This window comes from Streptococcus infantis, assembly GCF_047460685.1.
GTDB lineage: Bacteria > Bacillota > Bacilli > Lactobacillales > Streptococcaceae > Streptococcus > Streptococcus infantis_AD.
Genome location: NZ_JASHFS010000008.1, coordinates 59,208 through 78,455, shown reverse-complemented (window position 1 = coordinate 78,455; position 19,248 = coordinate 59,208). Strand labels below are relative to the sequence as shown.

Sequence of the window (19,248 nt, the reverse complement as noted above, 5' to 3'; positions counted from 1 at the left end):
GTCACTGACAATCAAACACCTAGAAATCAAGCCCCAGAATAATCCATTCATCAACATAATCCCAAAAAGGTATCGGATATTCTGGCAACTCATCCTTTGACCAAAACACACCTCCTTCATCTATTGGTTTAGACAAGTCCAAAACGAGATACTTTCCCATACCATTGTTAAAAAAATTGTAATAACAGGAAATATCATCTGTTAACTGCTCCTCAAATTCCCAATCATAATCTGCTATTGGTTCAATCATATCTAAATCGTCTAATCCCATACTTTTACTCGTATAATCATTAAAACCTGCATGAATGTGTGTATAGAAATCACGGATACTTCCGTCAAGTTTTAGTTTTGACTGATTAAAGTGGTCTGTAAACTCTTGGTCCGAAATCGGCATTTTACCCTCATAAAATACTAGACTCTTGCTCTGATAAGTTCTAATGGAATAAAGCAAGGAATAGGTAGGTCCAATTTTGATAAGGTCTATAGCCTCCAGAAACTCTTCTAGATAAGAGATCGTATTGCTGAGTTCTTCAGCTAGATATTTTTTCCATTCTCCTAGGATGATTTGTTTTCTTTTAGAAAAATCTGATGTTTGAAACGCATCCCGCCAATATTGTGGAATAGGATGATTGGACAGATTTTCAAAATTAGATAAAATCTCGACCATCTCTCCAGATGGCACATATTTCTTTAAAAATTTAATTTTTCATTCATAAACTATCTCTATTCATTTCTGTAAAATCCCCTTGATGCCACTTTTCTTCAACTCTTAAGTCCTAGATAGATATAGTTTCGGGTCACAGGACAATCTTTTTCATCCTCACCCTAAAATAAAACCGATGTTCTCCAAATTCTTAATCCTTGCTTTTTAACTCAAGATCAAATTGGCTACGATCGGACTGACAAATACATAGAGAATTCCTGTAACACCAATAGCTAGTCCGCCCATAGCACCTGCAACTGGTCCATAGCGAAAGGCCGTTCCAGTTCCAACGGCGTGACCTGTTCCACCTAGGGCTAGTCCAGCAGCTACTGGATCGTCTATTTTTAGCCACTTTAGAAGTGTTGGGCCGATAACGCTGGTCAAAATACCAGTCGCTACGACAACTACTAGGGTCACTGTAGTCAAGCCTTGCAACTTTTCTGTGATTCCTACTGCCATAGCGGTCGTTACTGACTTAGGAAAGAGGGAAATGGCTAGGAAAAAGTCCATGCCAAAGATTTTTGCGACTAGAGCGGTAAAAATCGTATTGACGACGACAGCTAGGAAGCTCCCCAGCAAGATACTTCTGACATGATGCTTCATCAAGTGGAAACTCTTATAGAGGGGAATTCCTAGAGCCACTGTTGAAGGAACAATCAAGTTATTAAGATAAACCCCACCTTGGTAGTAATCTTGGTAGGAAATGCCAGTTACCTTTAGAAAGATGATAATAAAAATAGCTGACAGCAACAAGGGAGTCGTTAAGGGATGAGGATAGCGTCTGAAAATCATCATTCCCCCAAGATAGGCTAAGATTGACAAAGCAATCCCAAATAGGGGATTGGATACAAATTCGCTCATTTGGCACCTCTTTCTTCGTAGTCACCTTCATAGTTTTTTTTGATAAATTGAACCACAAGCGCAATCAAGATGATATTAATCACTGCTGCAAAAAAGACAATCAAGACAATAGGTAGGAGATAGGGAGCAATCACATCAAACTTTTCCATAATTCCAACCGCAGGAGGTAGAAAGAGGATGGTCATGTTGGCCAGCAAAAAGTTCCCCACCATATTGACATGGCGGATACGCAGCCACTTGAACTGCAAGGCAAGAAAAAGAATAATCAAGCCGATGATACTTCCTGGTATGGGCAAATGAAAAAAACTGGAGATTCCTTCACCGATTAAAGAAATCACAAAGAGAATCATTAACTGAACATATAACTTCATTGTAAACTCCACAAATAGACTTTCTGCATACCAGTTTACTCTTTTTTCAGAAAATTTCAAGGAAATATATAAGAAACATCCTTCTTGCTATCTAAGCCAAAAAGGTGTATACTAATTGCGTGCGCAAGCATCATAGATGCACTAGTATGATTACACTATTATAGAGGGAAAGGAGATGGACATGACTTACTTAGAAAAATGGTTTGACTTCAACCGTAGGCAAGTAGAGCTAGAAGCTATTTTAGAAGAGACCATCGCTGAGCAGAGTGAACAAACCTTGACACTCAAGGAATTTTACCTCTTGCACTTTCTAAATCAGGCTGAAGGCAAATCCCTACGACAAATCGACTTGCCAGACAAACTCCACCTGAGTCCTAGTGCTGTTTCACGGATGGTGGCTCGCTTAGAAGCAAAAAACTGCGGTTTACTTAGTCGGAGATGCTGCGACCAGGACAAGCGAGCTAGTTTTATCTGCCTGACAAGCGAAGGACAGACTACCTTGGCTTATTTACAAACAGCTGTCGAAGAGAGCTTAGAGACAAAAGCTAATTGGTTAGCCTAACATATTTTTTTAAAAAACTTGCGTGCGCAATCATTTTTCTTGACATTCCTTTTTTCAAGGAGTAAAATGAAAACATGATTTAGCAAAGGAGAATCCTATGATTGAAATCACTTATCTTGATGCCAGCAAGCAAGAGAGAACCATGACCTTTGAGTCATACGAAGAATTTGAACGTTCTCAACAAGCCTGCCTGATTGGTGTCGCAGACTATTACCCCGTCCAAAAAGTAACCTACAAGGGGCATGATTTGGACTACCATGGGACTTATGGAGATGTTTTCTTCTATCTCATGAAACAAGATTTAAGCCAATATAATTAAAAAGGAGAAATACTATGGCAAAAGCAATTACAGACGCAACATTCGAACAAGAAACTAAAGACGGATTGGTCTTGGTAGACTTCTGGGCAACTTGGTGTGGCCCATGTCGTATGCAAGGTCCAATCTTGGACAAATTGTCTGAAGAACTTTCAGAAGATGTCTTGAAAATCGTTAAAATGGACGTTGATGAAAACCCAAATACAGCTCGTTCATTCGGTATCATGTCTATCCCTACTCTTCTTTTCAAAAAAGATGGACAAGTGGTGAAACAAGTTGCTGGTGTTCACACTGCAGAACAAATCAAGGCAATCGTTGCTGAATTGAGTTAATCATACTAGAGACCAAGTGCATTCAGTTGGTCTCTTTTTTCTTGTCCTTTGCCATTTTTCAAAAAATATGCTAGACTGTAACTAGAATATCACGATGTTTGGGACATGCCATCGCTAAAAAAAAACCTCTACTTGGTATTTTTTAGCTCCCTCTAGGGAGCTTTTTGCGTGCTCTGAACATTTCCCATTTTGGAAGGAGTACTATGAAACGTCAATCAGCCTTGGTCGTCTTTAGTGGCGGTCAAGATTCAACAACCTGCCTTTTCTGGGCCAAGCAACACTATGAAAAGGTCGAAGCCGTTACCTTTGCCTATGGCCAACGTCACCATCTCGAAATTCAAGTGGCCAAAGAAATCGCTGAGGAACAAGGAATTCGTCACCATATCCTAGATATGTCTCTGCTAGGACAAATTACTGAAAATGCGCTGACCTCTGATATGGAGATTGATCAAAAAGAAGGAGAGATTCCCAATACCTTCGTTGACGGTCGCAATCACCTCTTTCTGTCCTTTGCTGCAGTCCTTGCCAAGCAGCGTGGAATTACGGATATTGTGACAGGAGTATGTGAAACAGACTTCTCAGGCTATCCTGACTGTCGTGATGTCTTTGTCAAATCGCTCAATGTGACCCTCAACCTTGCTATGGATTACGACTTTGTGATCCAAACGCCTCTCATGTGGCTAGACAAGGCAGAAACTTGGGAATTAGCCGACCAACTCGGTGCCTTTGACTATGTTCGTGAAAAGACCTTGACCTGCTACAATGGGATTATCGGAAGTGGCTGTGGAGATTGCCCAGCCTGCCACCTACGGCAACATGGTTTAGAGGTTTATCTCTCACAGAAAGGAGAGGACTAATGTTTTTTGCACCCAAAGAAATCAAACAAGAAACTGGGGAGTCCCTTGTCTACAATCCTCACAGAACCTTAGTCTCAAAAGAGTTTACCTTTGATGCTGCCCACCACCTCTTTCACTATGAGGGAAAATGTAAGTCCCTGCACGGCCACACCTACCATTTGCAAATTGCTGTCAGTGGATTTTTAGATGAACGTGGCATGACCTACGATTTTGGAGACATCAAAGCGATCTACAAGAACTTCTTAGAACCCCACTTGGATCATCGCTATCTCAATGAAACTCTTCCCTATATGAACACGACTGCTGAAAATATGGTTTACTGGATTTTTCAAACTATGAACCAAGAGTTACCAGACGAACGTGGTCTCCGTTTGGAATACGTTCGCCTCTATGAGACTCCGACTGCCTTTGCGGAATTTAGACGGGAGTGGTTAGATGACTAGGGAACGTGTCCTCAAACTACCAGTTCTGGAAATTTTTGGCCCAACCTTTCAAGGTGAAGGTCGTGCTATTGGGCAGAAAACCATGTTTGTCCGCACTGCAGGTTGCGACTACCACTGCGACTGGTGCGATTCTGCCTTTACTTGGGATGGTTCTGAAAAACCAACTCGCATGACAGCTGATGAGGTCATTGCTGAATTAGATAAATTGGGGAGCTACGACTACGTTACCTTGTCTGGCGGAAATCCTGCTATCCTAGCAGCTAACATGGCTGAACTGGTCACCAAGCTCAAGGAACGCGGTGTCACTCTAGCTGTTGAAACTCAAGGCTCCCGCTGGCAAAATTGGTTGAAAGATATCGACCAGGTCACTCTCAGTCCCAAACCTCCTTCATCCAAGATGGAAGTCAACTTTGAGACCTTGGACTTCATTGTTTCCCAACTGGATCCAAACAAGGTCACCTTTAAAATCCCTGTCTTTGACGATGCAGATTTGACCTTTGCTAAAGGGATACAAGAACGCTACCAACCAGATGTCCTCTTCTTATCGGCTGGAAATCCTGAACCCAAGGCTACAGGAAATATTGTCCAAGACCAACTGGACCGCCTCAAAGAACTCTGGGAACGCGTTGCTACTGACGATAGCTGGGGCAATGTCCGCGTCCTTCCTCAACTCCATACCCTCCTATACGATAACCAACGTGGTGTTTAAGATTAGAAAGAAAAAATCATGTCACAACAAGAAGAAATGAAAAACCTTAGCCTACTAGGCAATAAAGAAACCAACTACATTTTCGACTATCAACCAGAAGTCCTCGAATCTTTTGACAATCGTCATGTGGAAAATGACTATTTCATCAAATTCAACTGTCCTGAATTTACCTCCCTGTGCCCTATCACTGCTCAGCCAGATTTTGCAACTATTTATATTTCCTACATTCCTGACAAGCTCTGCGTCGAGTCAAAATCCCTCAAACTCTACCTCTTTAGTTACCGAAATCATGGGGATTTTCACGAAAACTGTATCAATACCATCGGGAAAGACTTGGTCAACTTGCTAGACCCTCGCTATTTAGAGGTCTGGGGAAAATTCACTCCACGCGGTGGCATTTCAATCGACCCTTACTACAACTACGGTAGACCTAGAACCAAGTATGAAGGATTGGCAGAACAACGCCTCTTCCAACACGACCTTTATCCAGAGAAAATTGACAACCGCTAAACTCATACTCAATGAAAATCAAATAGCAAACTAGGAAGCTAGCCGCAGGTTGCTCAAAGCACTGCTCTGAGGTTGTAGATAAAACTGACGAAGTCAGCTCAAAACACTGTTTTGAGGTTGCAGATGGACGCTGACGTAGTTTGAAGAGATTTTCGAAGAGTATCATACGAAAAAGCCCTGTTCCTCAAGCTGAGGAGCAAGGCTTTTTGAGTTTCAATTATTCTTCAGTTCCAAGGAAGTTTTTAGCAACAAGAGCTGCAAGAACTCCACCAACGATTGGTGCAAGGATGAAAATCCAAACTTGTTGAAGAGCTGCGCCACCCACCAAGACAGCTGGAGCCAAGCTACGAGCTGGGTTTACTGAAAGTCCAGTGATGTTCAAGCCAGCTAGAATCAAAGCTGTCAATGACAAACCAATCACCAAACCAGCGATTGCGCCATTACCTTTGCTTGCTGAAGTTACAGTCATGATGACCAAAACAAATAAGAAAGTTGCAATTGTTTCAAACAAGAAACCACCAAAAACAGTTACACCATTTGCCAAGGCATTTTCACCAAGACTTGCAGTTGACATACCTGAATTTGCCAAGAGGAAGAAGACAGATCCTGATGCAAGGAAAGCACCAACCACTTGACCGAGGATGTAGTTTACAAGCTCTGAAGATGACAAACGTTTGTTAACAAACATAGCGATAGAAACAGCTGGGTTCAAGTGAGCACCTGAAACAGTTCCAACTGAGAAAGCTGCGACTACGATTGCCAAACCAAAAGCAAGAGCAATTCCAAGGTGTCCAAGTCCTTCAATACCATTTCCAAAAACAACAGCTCCTGTTCCGATGAACACAAGCATAAAAGTACCGATTAATTCAGCAACAAATTTTTTCATGTTAAATCTCCTTTTTTCAAACTATGTATTAGTCTATCAGAAGAAGGAAAGGGTTTCAAGAAATGTGCTTGGAAATATACATAAGGAGATATACATAAGGAGACATAGTCAAGCTTTTAGGGAAGTTGTTAACATTAAAAAGCCATCCGTAGATGACTTCCTATTATTTTTTAGATGGAGCTTTCCCTCCAGCAATTGCATAGAATTCTATCGTATCAACTCAAAACAAGAAAGAGAGTAGGTAAAGCAATCAATAAAATAATTCACAATAAGACTAGACCAATTTTGATAAAGAGTATTCTTTAGGGAACAATTGGATTTTTTCTTTTACAAGCCAACGATATGATAAAAATCAAATATCATCAATTATAGAAGCTGTTGTTCTCTTCTTAGTTTTATTATTTTCTATAATCTTGAAAGACCAATCAAAGATAAAATTCAATCTTTTAACAAACCATGATTCAATCCACTTACATAAAGCTTCTTTATATTCTTCTGGGAATTGAGTATAATTTACATCTCCCTTTTTTTCTAAGAATTTAATTAATTTCTTAGAGCACTCATCTCCTATTTCTATATCGTCTATATCATTTATATTCAAACCAGAATCTTCAATAACCTTAAAATGTATACGATAGAACGCCCTAAAATCTTCATTGATAATAAAAGCTATTCTTTCTGAATTTTTTTTAAATGGATTATTACCTAGCTTAAATACTCTAAAGAAAATACTTATAAACTCTCCTAAATCCTGTGAACTTTTATATAGTACTTTTACTTTTTTTATTAGCTCAACATATAAATTTAAATATGTTCGGTTTTGTTGGACTGTCAATAAAGTTGTAAGAAATGTTTTATTATATGAAATGTGGTTTCCATCTTCTATTGCCCATGAAGTTAAAAGTTTCTTTTGTGTTTGATCATCTAATTTACTCACTCCGACACCAGCAAAATACTCTTGAAACGACCTGTGAGAAAACTTATAAGAAATACCATCTTGTAAAATCATACAAACATTAGAAATAGAATCCCTAATGAAATCTGAATTTACAAATTTCACAGTATTTTTTTCTTTAAAAGAATCAAGATAAGAATTAAAACTGTCAGTATTAAAGGTTATCTGTCCTTTAAAAAATGTTTTCATTGCTAGATAAGATAAAGCTTCTTTAAATTGTTCAGGAGATAAATTAGAATTCAATTCTCTTTTATAACCAGATTTCGATGCATCATGTTTTTGATAGAGAGTATAGAATGCTAGGTTGTAAAAATCAGTTAGATTATTGGGAATAGATGCACCATCTTCATATGTCATTAACATAATAGTTAACAACAGAGGGATTGAAGCAAAAGATTCATGGTTATCATATAATGTATCTTTTAATTCTTTTGCAAACTTATTTTTTAATTTTGATTCATACTCTAATTTTAAAATGAGAGAAACAGCCTGCTCTTTAGTCAATAACTTAATCTCATATTCTAAAAAATTAGACCAACCTATAAAATCATCGGACGGGCGAGAGCTAAGAATATAGCTGTTTTTATTATGTATATCTACAAATTCTTTTAAGGATTTGTCTAACACATTTCTATGAGTAGATATAATTTCATCAAGTCCATCAAATATTATAGTGTATACCCCAGATTTTAGTGTTTCTTGAAAATGTTCTCTCTCTATATTCAAATGATGACATTTAATCTCTTCAAAAATAAATAATTCAAAATCAAAATCATCCAATGGTTTCTCATTTATAGATTTTAATTCTATGAAAATTGGAATGCTACTTGCAGTGTCTATTTGGTTTATAAATATATGCTTCATAAGCATAGATTTACCTACACCACCAGTTCCAGTAACAATTATTTTATTATTTTTCTGAAAAATCAAACTTGAATTTGTAGTGTCAACAACCTCTCCATTTCCAGATTCTAAAAACTGTGGTTCATAAAAATTATATAAAAATTTACCTTCATTTTTATATAATAATGTCTTTACAGTAGAATATTTTTCATATGAATATTCCAAGTAATCTTTGAAAACAACTCCTAATTCACTTTCGACTTTAAACTGTTTATCATTATAAAATTTTTTACTCCTCGCCCATAATTTGGGAAGCATTTTTACTAATGCATTTGTAATAGATTTTTCACTGGTAACTGGCATCATATTCTCCTATCATCTTCTGTAAATATTAAATAAACAATGACATATTGTATATTGGATTTTCAAAAAGATCAACTTTATTATAGAGTATTTTCCTTATCCTCTTATTCCCCCAACTGGGCACTGTAGGCGATAATCTGGTCAACTGTGTCAGACAAGAACTGAATAGTATCACGGAGTGGTTTGTCTGTTGAAATATCGGCTCCGATAATCATAGCTGACTCAAGTGGTGTCTTGCTACCTCCAGACTTGAGGAGATTGAGCCAATCTTCAGCTCCGTTCTCAGAATGTTTCAGATGAAGATAACCTGCTGTCGAGATGACTAGTCCCGCTGAGTAGGTGTAGCTATACAAGCCCATGTAGTAGTGAGCTTGGCGCATCCAAGTCAGAGCTGCATCATCATCAATCTCAATGGCATCCCCCCAGAACTCTGTCAAGACTTCCTTCATAATGCTGTTGAGTTTGCTTGCTCCAAAGGTTTCCCCTTCTTCAATCAGTGTATAAACCTTACGCTGAAAGGCTGCTTCCAAGAGGTGGGTGATGAAATTATGGAAGTAGGTATCTGTCAAGCGGTGAGCAAGAGCGAAGCGTTTTTGACGAGGATCATCAGACTGATGCTCCAAATAATCACTGAGAAGCAATTCATTGAAGGTTGACGGCGCTTCGACATAGTAGGTCGACATGTGGGCATTAAAATAGCTTTGGTAATTGTCTGAAAAGATAAATTGACCAGAATGCCCGATTTCATGAATCAAGGTATAAACATCGCTCAAACGACCTGTCCAGCTCATGAGAACGTATGGATGCACACGGTATGGATCAGCTGCATAGCCACCAGAATCCTTGCCACTATTGGCAGCAAAGTCCACCCAGCGTTCTTCTTGATAGCGAGCAACTTCCTGACAATATTCTTGTCCCAAAGGTTCTACTGACTTCATGACCAAATCATAGGCATCATCAATGCTAACCTCTGGATTGAGAGCACTGTCCAAGTCCAATTTCCAATCCGCAAAGGTCATCTTTTCAAGACCATTCACCTTGGCAACATGCTTGAGATATCGCTGAGCAACTGGCGCAAAGTCCTTCATGATGAGGTCAATCTGACGATCAAACATGGCACGGTCTACTTCTTGTTCAGCCAGAAGATAATCAAAAACTGAGCCGTATCCCTTCATATCTGCCAATAGTTTTTCAGACTTGACTTGAGCAAGGTAGGCTGCAGCTGCCGTATTTTGGTGCTTACGTAGTCCTTCTGAGAAAGAACGGAAGGATTTCTCACGAACCTCAGCGTCCTCGTGGTTTTGGTAGAAGTTTTCATAGGTCACAAAGCTGTTTTTGTAGGTTTTTCCATGGGCTTCAAAATCAGCCATTTCAAAGTCCCCAGCTCGCATTTTAGTATAGATATCCTGTGGACTGTAGAAAACTTCACCCAGATTGGTCAAGGCCTTCTCCACATCAGCCCCAAGATAGTGGGCTTTTTTGATTTTGGCTTGACGAATAGCTGCCGTCAAATGTGGCAAGTCACCCAAACGGTCCAAGACTTCTTCATCTGCTGCTACCAAGGCGTCATCAAAGAAGGTCAAAGCTACGCTAGCATCTGTCTCAAAGTCCATCCCAGCCTGAGCGATATTAGCAAAATCTTCATTACCATAGTCTGTCGTCTGAGGCATAAAGCTGTAATTGCCAATATGACTCATCTGAATGTAGATTTGTTCCAATTCCGCAAAGGCCTTCTCGAAATCTTCAAAAGTGTGAAGATTGCCCTTGTAGTCACGGCTAAATTGATTGATGTCTTCACGCGCCTTTTCAATGGCACGCAAGAAATCCTCACGATCTTGGTATAGGGCTGTCAAGTCCCAAAGTTCCTTTTCGGGAAATTCTGAACGGTGTTTTTGTTCCATTTTCTTCCTCTTATTTCTCTAATTCTAATAAAACACTTATAGCAGATAAGGCATAAAGCGGTGCTGTTTCTGCTCTTAGAATCCGAGGCCCAAGTCCTGCCAGAACAGCTCCTTTAGCTTCAAAACTTTCAATTTCCGCAGGTGAAAGACCACCTTCTGGTCCAAAGATAAAGAGCAGTTTTGCTCCTTTTTCAAGACCCGAGGCTGCCTGTATAAGGGCAGCGGATTCTCCTTCTTTAGCCGACTCTTCATAGGCCACCACGATGCGATCAAACTGGTCCAGTTGTGCTAGAAAGTCTGATTTTTTCTCAAACAGCTTGATACTTGGAACGAAGTTACGCTTGCTTTGTTCGGCTGCTCCGAGGGCGATTTTTTCTAGTTTCTCGACCTTTTTACCCAACTTCTTGCCATCCCACTTGGCAACCGACCAATCGGCAGGAAAGGCCCAGATTTGACTGGCACCGAGTTCTGTTACTTTTTGAGTGATAAACTCAAGCTTGTCCCCCTTGGGAAAGCCGGATGCAATGGTCACTTGAACGGGCAGTTCCACATTGTCATCTAGTTCTTCTACCAACTCAAACTGACGATTTTCCACATCTAGCACGCGCGCCAAGCGCTTAATTCCATCATCAAATACTAAGGTCACCTCATCATCTTCTTTCAAGCGCATAACCTGAAACATATGCTTGCTGGTTTCCTTGTCCTCGATGGTGATAGGAGAGATAGCACTGCCTTTGACAAAATACTGCTGCATCCTAGCCTCCAATCACACCGGAAATATCCTTGGTTTTCTTAAAGACACAGGCATTCCATTCCCCTTGAACCATGTGAGTTTCAAGGAAAAATCCAGCTGACTCAGCCGATTCGCGCACCATATCCCACTTGTCCTTAATAATGCCACTCATGATGAGGTAGCCTTCATCCTTGACCAAGCGGTAAGCATCATCCGTCAGATGAACGAGGATATCCGCCAAGATATTAGCTACAATCACATCTGCCTCAATCTCAACTCCCTTAAGCAAGTCTCCTGCTGCTACATGGATGTTTTCCATACCAGGGTTTAGCTCAATATTTTCCTGAGCAACTCTAACTGCCACATCATCTAGGTCATAGGCGAAAATTTCCTTAGCACCAAGTAGCGAGCTAGCAATAGAGAGGACGCCTGATCCAGTCCCCACATCTAGCACTGTTTCTCCACCACGAAGAACCTGCTCCAAGGCAAAGAGACTCATCTTAGTTGTCGGGTGTGTTCCAGTCCCAAAGGCCATCCCTGGATCTAGCTTGATAATCTTCTCGCCAGCTGTCGCCTCATAGTCCGTCCATGACGGCACGATGGTCAAGTCATGAGTGATACGAGCTGGCTCATAGTATTTCTTCCAATTGTCAGCCCAGTCTTCCTCAGCCAAGGCAGTCGTGCCAATCTTGATTTCTCCTAAGTCCATAAAGTCGGTCAATTCTGAGAGACGAGTTTGCAAGTCCGCTTCCACCACTGCCACATCAACCGTATCAGGGTAGTAGGCGGTCACCACGATTTCCTCTTGTTGCTCGACTTCTGGAAAAATCTCACCGAAGCGGTCCACATTTCCCACATAGTCCATGCTGTCTTCGATTGCTACCCCTTGGGCACCTAACTCAATCAAGAGGTTGGAAACTAATTCCTCCCCCTCACGCTTCACTGTAACTTTTAACTCTTGCCACGTTTCCATCATTAAGATACCAAGCCCGTAAAACACAAAGCCAAAATAGGAAACTCTCTGAAGACGCTTGTGTCTAAGAAAAGTTTATCTTTTTGGCACAGTGTTTAGGGCGGATTCAGTTTAGAAATTTAACTGAACCATCCTTTCTATTTCTCTATCAATTTTTTCATGTAGACCATATCCATGCCTTCTTTTTCAGGTTCGATATGGGTTTGTTGGTAGCCATTCTTCTCGTAGAAGGCGACCATGCCTGCATCCTGTAATACCGTACACAAATCCCATTGTCTAACGGTTGAAAATTCCTCTTCTAGCAAGCGCAATCCTTCAGATCCATACCCTTTTCCCTGATACGGAGGCAAAATCGCTGCTGTTCCCAACCAAGCTTTCGTTAACTCTTCATTAGTCTGAATTCGTAGAAATCCGATTTTATCTTCGTTTTCTTTTACAAAGTAGTAATAGCTATTGGGACGCTCTACTAATTTCCACTTAATTCGTTCGTGGTCCTCCAGATAAGGATCGTATTCATCTTGGTATTTGTCATAAACTGCTTTAAAACTAGCTCTTTGAATGGCAATAATCGTTTCTAAATCTTCTGCTCCTGCTCTCTCAAGTCTTATCATAAACTTTCCTCCAAATAATCCCTCAATCTCCCCTGGAGCTGAGGTACTGCCTGTTTAGACTTCAAAAACTCCTCAATAGGCATCAATTTATAGCCTTGTCCTTCATCTCCGAAGATGATATTGTCAAATTGTTCTTGTCTTAGCTGACCAACCATAAAGACCGATTGCTTGTCTTTAAAGATTACGCTAGGATAAATCTTGCTCCAAAGCAGACAGTCTTCATCTAAATGAATTCCCAATTCCTCATAAACTTCACGCGCTGCGCACTCGAAAGGGCGTTCGTTTCCTTCACGACCACCACCTGGCAACTCCCACATGTTGGGACAAGGGATATCGTCCTTGTCATCACGTAAGATAGTCAAGACCTTATCCCCACAAATCAAGGCAATTTTAGAGCCTGTAAAATCAGAAATTTCTATTTCCATATTAGACTCCTTCGGCTAATTCCTTTTCCAGCTCGGCTAACCAGTTTTCATAATATCTTTTCTCATCCCGCAGCATTCGGCTGCTATTCATTTTCTGTCTAGCAATCTTCATAGCCTTGTGAGTTTGAACTACATCTTTCTTTACCTTAAATTGATACCAAGCTTGAATGACTTGCATATCTGCTGTTTTTAGAGATAAAAAGGATTTGACCCCTCGAATACTTGCATATTCTTCCGCTTTCTTATTATCTCCTTCTATCAGAGCAATTTGAAGAAGGTATAATTGAGAAATAGTTTTAGACATTGGATTATCTGTTTTCTCTAACACAGACTGAAGCTGTTGCTTTGCAAGCTCTATATTATCATCCAATATGAATACCAATCCCTGAAGAGTCTGAACACTTTCTGCAAAACTCCCTCTCGCATCCTCAGCAACAGGCATGATAAAGTCTTTTAAATCATATTCTTGAGGAGCCAGCAAAGTTTGAGCAGAATGTCTCAATACCAAGTAGGCGTATTTGGTATTTTCAGGGTGTTGTCTCAATTCCCAAATTTTCGCTCCATCGGTTATGCCGACTGGCAAAGCATTGTTTAGGAAGAAAGACAAATTCAAAAAAATCCAAGTACCAGCAAAATACCAACTTCTTGTCAAAAATCCAAACAATATCGCCAATAACATCAAGCTGATATGAACCAGCAAGCCTCCTGAAAGCATCAGGATGATTCTTTGATCGCTTTCATCTTCTTTCAATCCAATATACTGAGCACCAACATTTTTCAAAACTGCTGTTCGACTAAGATGAAATCTGTCTGACTTTTTGGTCAAAAGAAAATGTCCTAATCCAAAAGCCACCAGCCGATAGCCTGTCAAGTAGCCACAAAAAGCATGACCCAACTCATGAAGAATAAATATCACATACATGCTTAGAAGAGCGAAGGCATAACCAAAAGTAAAGGCTAAAACTGCGGAATATCCCAACTCTGCAAATGCGATGGTTCCACAAGCAAAAGCTAGCATAATAAAGGCAAAAGCTAGCACATAAACCAAATAAGTCCCAATTTTCTTCATAAAATCTCCAACCAACTCCTAATATCTCGGATAAGGGTAAAATTCTCCTTCTTCCAAGCCTGCTTTTCCTTCTTCAAAGACTTCTTGGTTCCATTCCATAACGAATTCTTCTGCTTCTGGGTCTTCCAAAAAGTCCATGAGGGCATCTAGCCCAACCTCTGCAGTATCTTTGAGAAATAGGGCGAAATAAGCTAAGAATTCACGAGAAAAACCTTTCTTAGGTAAGTAAGGAATGACTGTCAAATAGTCTTCCTCATTAACAGTTGACTTGGCAGGGTTGTAAAAGAGCACTGCTTCCTCAAAGAGGATATCGTCTGATGACACCTCTCCGTCTTCATCCACCATCTCAACTCCTGCAGGATTTTGTGCTTCTAGTAAAAAGCTCACTTCAACCGCATGATTGCGCTTGTCCCAACTAATCTCATAGTCAAAAGGAAAGTTCTTGTCCAACTCTTCTTGTAAAACATCTAAAAATCCATATGTTGCCATTTTGTCCTCTTTCTATACGATTCTTTAATCGCCCCGAATACTCGGAAATATGCTAAAATAGATACTACCATATTACCACATATACATCAGAAAATCCATGTTAGAAAGGACTGCTATGCCAGACAATCTCGCACTTCGTATGCGCCCCAAAACCATCGACCAGGTTATCGGTCAGGAGCATCTGGTCGGCCCAGGAAAAATCATCCGTCGCATGGTGGAGGCTAACCGCCTATCGTCTATGATTCTCTATGGACCTCCGGGTATCGGAAAAACCAGTATCGCCTCAGCCATCGCTGGAACGACCAAGTATGCCTTTCGGACCTTTAATGCGACAGTTGATAGTAAAAAACGTCTCCAAGAAATCGCCGAAGAAGCCAAGTTTTCAGGTGGTCTTGTACTACTCCTAGACGAGATCCACCGCTTAGACAAGACCAAGCAAGACTTTCTCCTGCCACTTTTGGAAAGTGGCCTGGTCATCATGATTGGTGCGACAACTGAAAATCCTTTCTTTTCTGTCACTCCAGCCATCCGTAGCCGTGTTCAGATTTTTGAATTGGAACCTCTGTCTAACCAAGATGTCAAAAAAGCCATTCAAATCGCCTTGACTGACCCTGAACGAGGCTTTGATTTCCCTGTTGAGTTAGATGATGATGCCCTTGATTTTATCGCAACATCTACCAACGGTGACCTCCGTTCTGCCTTTAACTCACTTGATTTGGCAGTTCTCTCCACTCCAGAAAATGATGACGGTATCCGTCATATCACGCTTGACATCATGGAAAATAGTCTTCAGAGAAGCTACATCACTATGGACAAGGATGGAGACGGACACTATGATGTTCTATCTGCCCTGCAAAAATCCATCCGTGGATCCGATGTCGATGCTAGTCTCCACTATGCTGCTCGCTTGATAGAAGCTGGTGACCTTCCTAGTTTGGCACGCCGTTTGACGGTGATTGCTTATGAAGATATCGGCTTGGCTAATCCCGATGCCCAGATCCATACCGTAACTGCTTTGGATGCTGCGCAAAGAATCGGCTTCCCCGAAGCTCGTATTCTCATTGCCAATGTCGTCATTGATCTGGCACTTTCACCTAAGTCTAACTCAGCCTACGTGGCTATAGATAAGGCCTTGTCTGACCTTAAAACATCGGGGCATCTGTCGATTCCACGTCACTTGCGAGATGGCCACTATGGCGGTAGCAAGGAATTGGGAAACGCCCAAAACTATCTTTATCCCCATAACTATCCTGGTCACTGGGTCAAGCAAGATTATTTGCCAGAAAAAATCCGTGACCATCACTACTTTTCTCCAGAAGATAGTGGAAAATACGAACGGGCCCTGGCTCAACGCAAGGAAACCATTGATAAATTACGAAACTTGTGAAATCCTTTTCAAAAAATTGCATTTTCCTCTTGATTTTTTTTGAAAAAGTGGTATTATATAAACATAGAAACGCTGTGGTGTACGACCTCACACTTAAGTGTTGACCGACTATTTTTTGTATTATTAGGGAAACAAAAGTCTTCTAACAGCATGTAGGCCGTCTCACACGGAAACAGCTTCAGTTAGAGCGAGTTGCCCACCTGCTTAATTGCGCGGGTTCAATACAAACCGTGAAGTTTCGGCACCAATACAGCTTTTTATTTGCCTCCTTAGCTCAGTTGGTAGAGCAGTAGACTCTTAATCTATGGGTCGCAGGTTCGAGCCCTGCAGGGGGCATCTAAATCAACAGGAAAAAGCCTTGATTTCAAGGCTTTTTTGCTTGTCTATAACTGATTTGCCCCATCATTTGCCCCACATTTTTTTATGAGCAATCTTTCCAGACATCTCTGATTATGAAAAACAAAAAAGCTATCCTACCTTTGCAAATTTGGATAAGATAGCGGAATATTTTAATGCAACTCCAACCCAACTCTTTGGAACGAGTAAAGAGATTGAGTTAGAAAAGAGTGTTCTTGAATCTAATGAATACTCTGATAAAGTAAGTGAAATCTTAAAAGCTGTCAAATACATCGAGCATTTCCTACATACTGATGGACAGTACTTAGAGGATTTACTTTACCTAACAAGAGGCAACCAACTATACACAGAAGATGGAAAAGAGTTGTATATTGATCCAACTTCTCAGAAAAGAACACTTCATACCCAATATGAACCTGGTTTTATTGAAGCAAGAGATAAATCTCCACTAGAGCTCTTAATTGAAAATAAGGAATTGTTTGATAAATAGAAAAAGCGAGGATAACCTCGCTTCAGATTGAAGTTAAAATCTTTAGAAGACACTTTTATAAGGACTTTGTCTTCAATCTGTGAAAAGGAGTGAAAACTCCTTTTCTTTTTGTAAGTCAGACTGAAACTTCCAAATTGTTTATTTATTTTATTGACATTTTCTATAAAAATAAGTACAATAGTTTTATTAGAAAACTATACTATATAGGGGGTCTTGAAATGAAATTTTCTAATCGTTTATCGCTATTCCTTGCAGGAGTTATTTTTGTCCTTTTAGCACTCTTTCTATTTACAGACCCAGTAGCTAATCTTGTTGCTTACAGCTGGTGGATTGCATTTGGTTTACTGGTTGCTTCCATAGCAGCTATTTTAGGCTATTTCTCTGTACCAAAAGAGCTTCGCTCACCAGCTCATCTTTTCCAAGGGATTGTTAATCTTCTCTTAGCTCTTTACCTCGTTGCCTATGGCTTTGTGACGCTGCCAGTTGTCATTCCAACTATTTTAGGAATTTGGTTAATTGTAGAAGCCATTATAGCTTTCTTTAAAGGCAATCGTCTGGGATTGATTTTCCCTATTATTGGCAACCATATCATGTGGATAGCGTTGCTTGCATTTTTACTAGGTCTAGTGATTTTGTTCAATCCAGTAGCTACAAGTGTCTTTGTCGTTTATGTCGTTGCCTTTGCATTTTTAATTGTTGGTTTCACCTATATCCTTGATGCCTTTCGTAAATAATCTAGCTGCCATTTTGGGCATATTAAAAAAGCTGGGAAGTTACATTCTCAGCTTTTTATTTGCCTTCTTAGATCAGTTGGTAGAGCAGTAGACTCTTAATCTATGGGTCGCAGGTTCGAGCCCTGCAGGGGGCACATCTAAATCAACAGAAATAAGCCTTGAAACCAAGGCTTTTTTTAACGTCTAATAGCTTTTTGTAGAAAAGTATTTAGAAATAAAAGAGAAGAGAATCTCTCACTCTCTTCTCAGTATATCTTATTAAATTTAGTTTTTCTTAATCTAGCTGATTTTCCTTTGCAACGACAAATTCCTTAACCAATCGATAGATAACAGCAAATATCGGTGTAAAGAATATCATCCCAAGTAAGCCAAAGAGATTGCCTCCAATACTAGCAGCCGCAAGCGTGAAAATAGCTGGCAAACCAATAGACTGACCTACAACTCTAGGATAAATAAGGTTTCCTTCAATCAGCTGTATAACTTGATATAGAAGAAGAGAAAGTAAGGCTTGAGTAGGACTCACTGTGAAGATAAAAATCGCTCCCACAACACAAGCAATCATAGGCCCTACATAAGGAATGAACGATAGCACTCCTGCAAAGATACCTGTCATTACTCCATAGGGTATCCCAAACACGCTGTAACCAACCGCTATCATAACTCCTATGATAACTGCTTCAATCAGCTGACTCATCAAAAATTGGTCATAAGTCTCTAGTGCTACTTGTCCAATGTAAGTCAACTTTATCACCACCTTCTCTGGAAGAAAAACTTTTAGAAGTCGACTCGTCATCGCTGCCAAATGTTCCTTACTGGATAAAAATAAAAAGGTGAAGACTATAATCAAAAAGGCATTCATCAAACTTGAAAAAATATTGCCGATATTACTAGTCAGACCTGATAAAAAACCTATCAAAGCTTGGCTAATAGAACTAGATTGTCCCTGTATGCCTGATACGATAGTTGACAACATGTCTTTGGTTACAAATTCCGAGCTGCCTAGCAATTTCCCAAGTTGAGTAAGGACTGTTGAAAGGACTGTTCCCAGCTGACTAATAGTCTGGGCTAGGGTTGGCAGCACCAAAACCAAAAGAGCAATCACGATTAAGATAAGAGCTAGGAAAACAAGTACCATGGCAATCGGACGACGCAACTCTGCCTTTACCTTCAATTTAACTAAGTACTGTTCAATTTTTTTCATAGGAACATTAAGCACAAAAGCAATAACAGCACCATAAATCAAGGTTGATATTACATCAAAGAGAGAGATTGCTCCTGATATAAAGCTCGATGCATTCAGAATTACAAGAGCAACCAGCCCTATAAAAAGTATTAACGGGGTGTATTTTTTTACTAAGTTCATAAATT

23 protein-coding genes and 2 tRNA genes are annotated in these 19,248 nt (G+C 40.1%); 12 read left to right on the top strand and 13 right to left on the bottom strand.

Features of this window, described 5'->3' with window-relative positions; translation table 11 throughout:
- Window positions 1–19 precede the first annotated feature (19 nt).
- The 3 genes from QM917_RS05340 to QM917_RS05330 all read right to left on the bottom strand — a co-directional run bounded on the left by QM917_RS05340 (window position 20) and on the right by QM917_RS05330 (window position 1,935).
- Window positions 20–667, bottom strand: coding sequence for a hypothetical protein (locus QM917_RS05340; protein WP_153224874.1), 648 nt, complete (start codon window positions 665–667; stop codon window positions 20–22).
- Between the two features lie 201 nt (window positions 668–868).
- Entirely contained in the window at window positions 869–1,564 is a 696-nt protein-coding gene (locus tag QM917_RS05335) for an LrgB family protein (protein ID WP_414285168.1), read from the bottom strand.
- Complete coding sequence (locus QM917_RS05330; RefSeq protein WP_414285167.1) at window positions 1,561–1,935, bottom strand: CidA/LrgA family protein; 375 nt, start codon at window positions 1,933–1,935, stop codon at window positions 1,561–1,563. Before QM917_RS05330 ends, QM917_RS05335 begins: the two co-directional genes overlap by 4 nt.
- 181 nt (window positions 1,936–2,116) lie before the next feature.
- Here QM917_RS05330 and QM917_RS05325 point away from each other — a divergent pair, with 181 nt between their 5' ends.
- The 7 genes from QM917_RS05325 to queF all read left to right on the top strand — a co-directional run bounded on the left by QM917_RS05325 (window position 2,117) and on the right by queF (window position 5,664).
- On the top strand, window positions 2,117–2,497 hold the full coding sequence (locus QM917_RS05325) for a MarR family winged helix-turn-helix transcriptional regulator (protein WP_060955241.1): 381 nt from the start codon (window positions 2,117–2,119) through the stop codon (window positions 2,495–2,497).
- Window positions 2,498–2,594: 97 nt separating this feature from the next.
- The gene (locus QM917_RS05320) at window positions 2,595–2,816 is read left to right on the top strand and encodes a DUF4649 family protein (RefSeq protein ID WP_000570260.1); all 222 of its coding nucleotides are present in this window, start codon (window positions 2,595–2,597) and stop codon (window positions 2,814–2,816) included.
- Between the two features lie 14 nt (window positions 2,817–2,830).
- On the top strand, window positions 2,831–3,145 hold the full coding sequence (gene trxA, locus QM917_RS05315) for a thioredoxin (protein WP_001029584.1): 315 nt from the start codon (window positions 2,831–2,833) through the stop codon (window positions 3,143–3,145).
- A gap of 203 nt (window positions 3,146–3,348) precedes the next feature.
- Window positions 3,349–4,002: a 7-cyano-7-deazaguanine synthase QueC gene (gene queC / locus QM917_RS05310; RefSeq protein ID WP_414285166.1), complete on the top strand. Its 654-nt coding sequence runs from the start codon at window positions 3,349–3,351 to the stop codon at window positions 4,000–4,002.
- Window positions 4,002–4,445, top strand: a complete 444-nt coding sequence (gene queD / locus QM917_RS05305) for a 6-carboxytetrahydropterin synthase QueD (protein WP_125458237.1) — start codon at window positions 4,002–4,004, stop codon at window positions 4,443–4,445. The genes queC and queD overlap by 1 nt, the downstream gene beginning before the upstream one ends.
- Window positions 4,438–5,154: a 7-carboxy-7-deazaguanine synthase QueE gene (queE, locus tag QM917_RS05300; protein WP_075231901.1), complete on the top strand. Its 717-nt coding sequence runs from the start codon at window positions 4,438–4,440 to the stop codon at window positions 5,152–5,154. The genes queD and queE overlap by 8 nt, the downstream gene beginning before the upstream one ends.
- 18 nt (window positions 5,155–5,172) lie before the next feature.
- Window positions 5,173–5,664 carry a preQ(1) synthase gene (gene queF / locus QM917_RS05295; RefSeq protein ID WP_248034826.1) on the top strand — a complete coding sequence of 164 codons (492 nt, stop codon included), beginning with the start codon at window positions 5,173–5,175 and terminating at the stop codon, window positions 5,662–5,664.
- A gap of 217 nt (window positions 5,665–5,881) precedes the next feature.
- Here queF and QM917_RS05290 read toward each other — a convergent pair whose 3' ends face one another.
- The 9 genes from QM917_RS05290 to QM917_RS05250 all read right to left on the bottom strand — a co-directional run bounded on the left by QM917_RS05290 (window position 5,882) and on the right by QM917_RS05250 (window position 14,912).
- Complete coding sequence (locus tag QM917_RS05290) at window positions 5,882–6,550, bottom strand: MIP/aquaporin family protein (protein ID WP_075231899.1); 669 nt, start codon at window positions 6,548–6,550, stop codon at window positions 5,882–5,884.
- 352 nt (window positions 6,551–6,902) lie between these two features.
- On the bottom strand, window positions 6,903–8,711 hold the full coding sequence (locus QM917_RS05285) for an NACHT domain-containing protein (RefSeq protein ID WP_414285165.1): 1,809 nt from the start codon (window positions 8,709–8,711) through the stop codon (window positions 6,903–6,905).
- A 104-nt stretch (window positions 8,712–8,815) separates the two neighbouring features.
- Window positions 8,816–10,612: an oligoendopeptidase F gene (pepF, locus tag QM917_RS05280; RefSeq protein ID WP_414285164.1), complete on the bottom strand. Its 1,797-nt coding sequence runs from the start codon at window positions 10,610–10,612 to the stop codon at window positions 8,816–8,818.
- Between the two features lie 10 nt (window positions 10,613–10,622).
- Entirely contained in the window at window positions 10,623–11,366 is a 744-nt protein-coding gene (locus QM917_RS05275) for a 16S rRNA (uracil(1498)-N(3))-methyltransferase (RefSeq protein WP_281335494.1), read from the bottom strand.
- A 1-nt stretch (window position 11,367) separates the two neighbouring features.
- A complete protein-coding gene (gene prmA, locus QM917_RS05270) occupies window positions 11,368–12,318 on the bottom strand; it encodes a 50S ribosomal protein L11 methyltransferase (RefSeq protein ID WP_281335520.1) in 951 nt (316 codons plus the stop codon).
- 137 nt (window positions 12,319–12,455) lie between these two features.
- On the bottom strand, window positions 12,456–12,929 hold the full coding sequence (locus tag QM917_RS05265; protein WP_153224866.1) for a GNAT family N-acetyltransferase: 474 nt from the start codon (window positions 12,927–12,929) through the stop codon (window positions 12,456–12,458).
- Window positions 12,926–13,354 (bottom strand): NUDIX hydrolase, encoded by a 429-nt coding sequence (locus QM917_RS05260; RefSeq protein ID WP_281335495.1) that lies wholly within the window; start codon window positions 13,352–13,354, stop codon window positions 12,926–12,928. The genes QM917_RS05265 and QM917_RS05260 overlap by 4 nt, the downstream gene beginning before the upstream one ends.
- A 1-nt stretch (window position 13,355) precedes the next feature.
- Window positions 13,356–14,423 (bottom strand): site-2 protease family protein, encoded by a 1,068-nt coding sequence (locus QM917_RS05255; RefSeq protein ID WP_281335496.1) that lies wholly within the window; start codon window positions 14,421–14,423, stop codon window positions 13,356–13,358.
- 18 nt (window positions 14,424–14,441) lie between these two features.
- A complete protein-coding gene (locus tag QM917_RS05250) occupies window positions 14,442–14,912 on the bottom strand; it encodes a DUF3013 family protein (RefSeq protein WP_281335497.1) in 471 nt (156 codons plus the stop codon).
- Between the two features lie 115 nt (window positions 14,913–15,027).
- Between QM917_RS05250 and QM917_RS05245 the strand changes: the two genes are divergently transcribed.
- The 5 genes from QM917_RS05245 (at window position 15,028) to QM917_RS05225 (ending at window position 18,014) form a co-directional block, all read left to right on the top strand.
- Entirely contained in the window at window positions 15,028–16,299 is a 1,272-nt protein-coding gene (locus QM917_RS05245; protein ID WP_281335498.1) for a replication-associated recombination protein A, read from the top strand.
- A 263-nt stretch (window positions 16,300–16,562) separates the two neighbouring features.
- Window positions 16,563–16,635, top strand: a tRNA-Lys gene (locus QM917_RS05240).
- Window positions 16,636–16,729: 94 nt separating this feature from the next.
- A complete protein-coding gene (locus QM917_RS05235) occupies window positions 16,730–17,146 on the top strand; it encodes a helix-turn-helix domain-containing protein (protein ID WP_235084148.1) in 417 nt (138 codons plus the stop codon).
- A gap of 218 nt (window positions 17,147–17,364) precedes the next feature.
- Window positions 17,365–17,880 carry a DUF308 domain-containing protein gene (locus tag QM917_RS05230; protein ID WP_414285163.1) on the top strand — a complete coding sequence of 172 codons (516 nt, stop codon included), beginning with the start codon at window positions 17,365–17,367 and terminating at the stop codon, window positions 17,878–17,880.
- Between the two features lie 61 nt (window positions 17,881–17,941).
- Window positions 17,942–18,014, top strand: a tRNA-Lys gene (locus QM917_RS05225).
- Window positions 18,015–18,154: 140 nt separating this feature from the next.
- Here QM917_RS05225 and QM917_RS05220 read toward each other — a convergent pair.
- Window positions 18,155–19,243, bottom strand: coding sequence for an AI-2E family transporter (locus tag QM917_RS05220; protein WP_004256071.1), 1,089 nt, complete (start codon window positions 19,241–19,243; stop codon window positions 18,155–18,157).
- Window positions 19,244–19,248 lie beyond the last annotated feature (5 nt).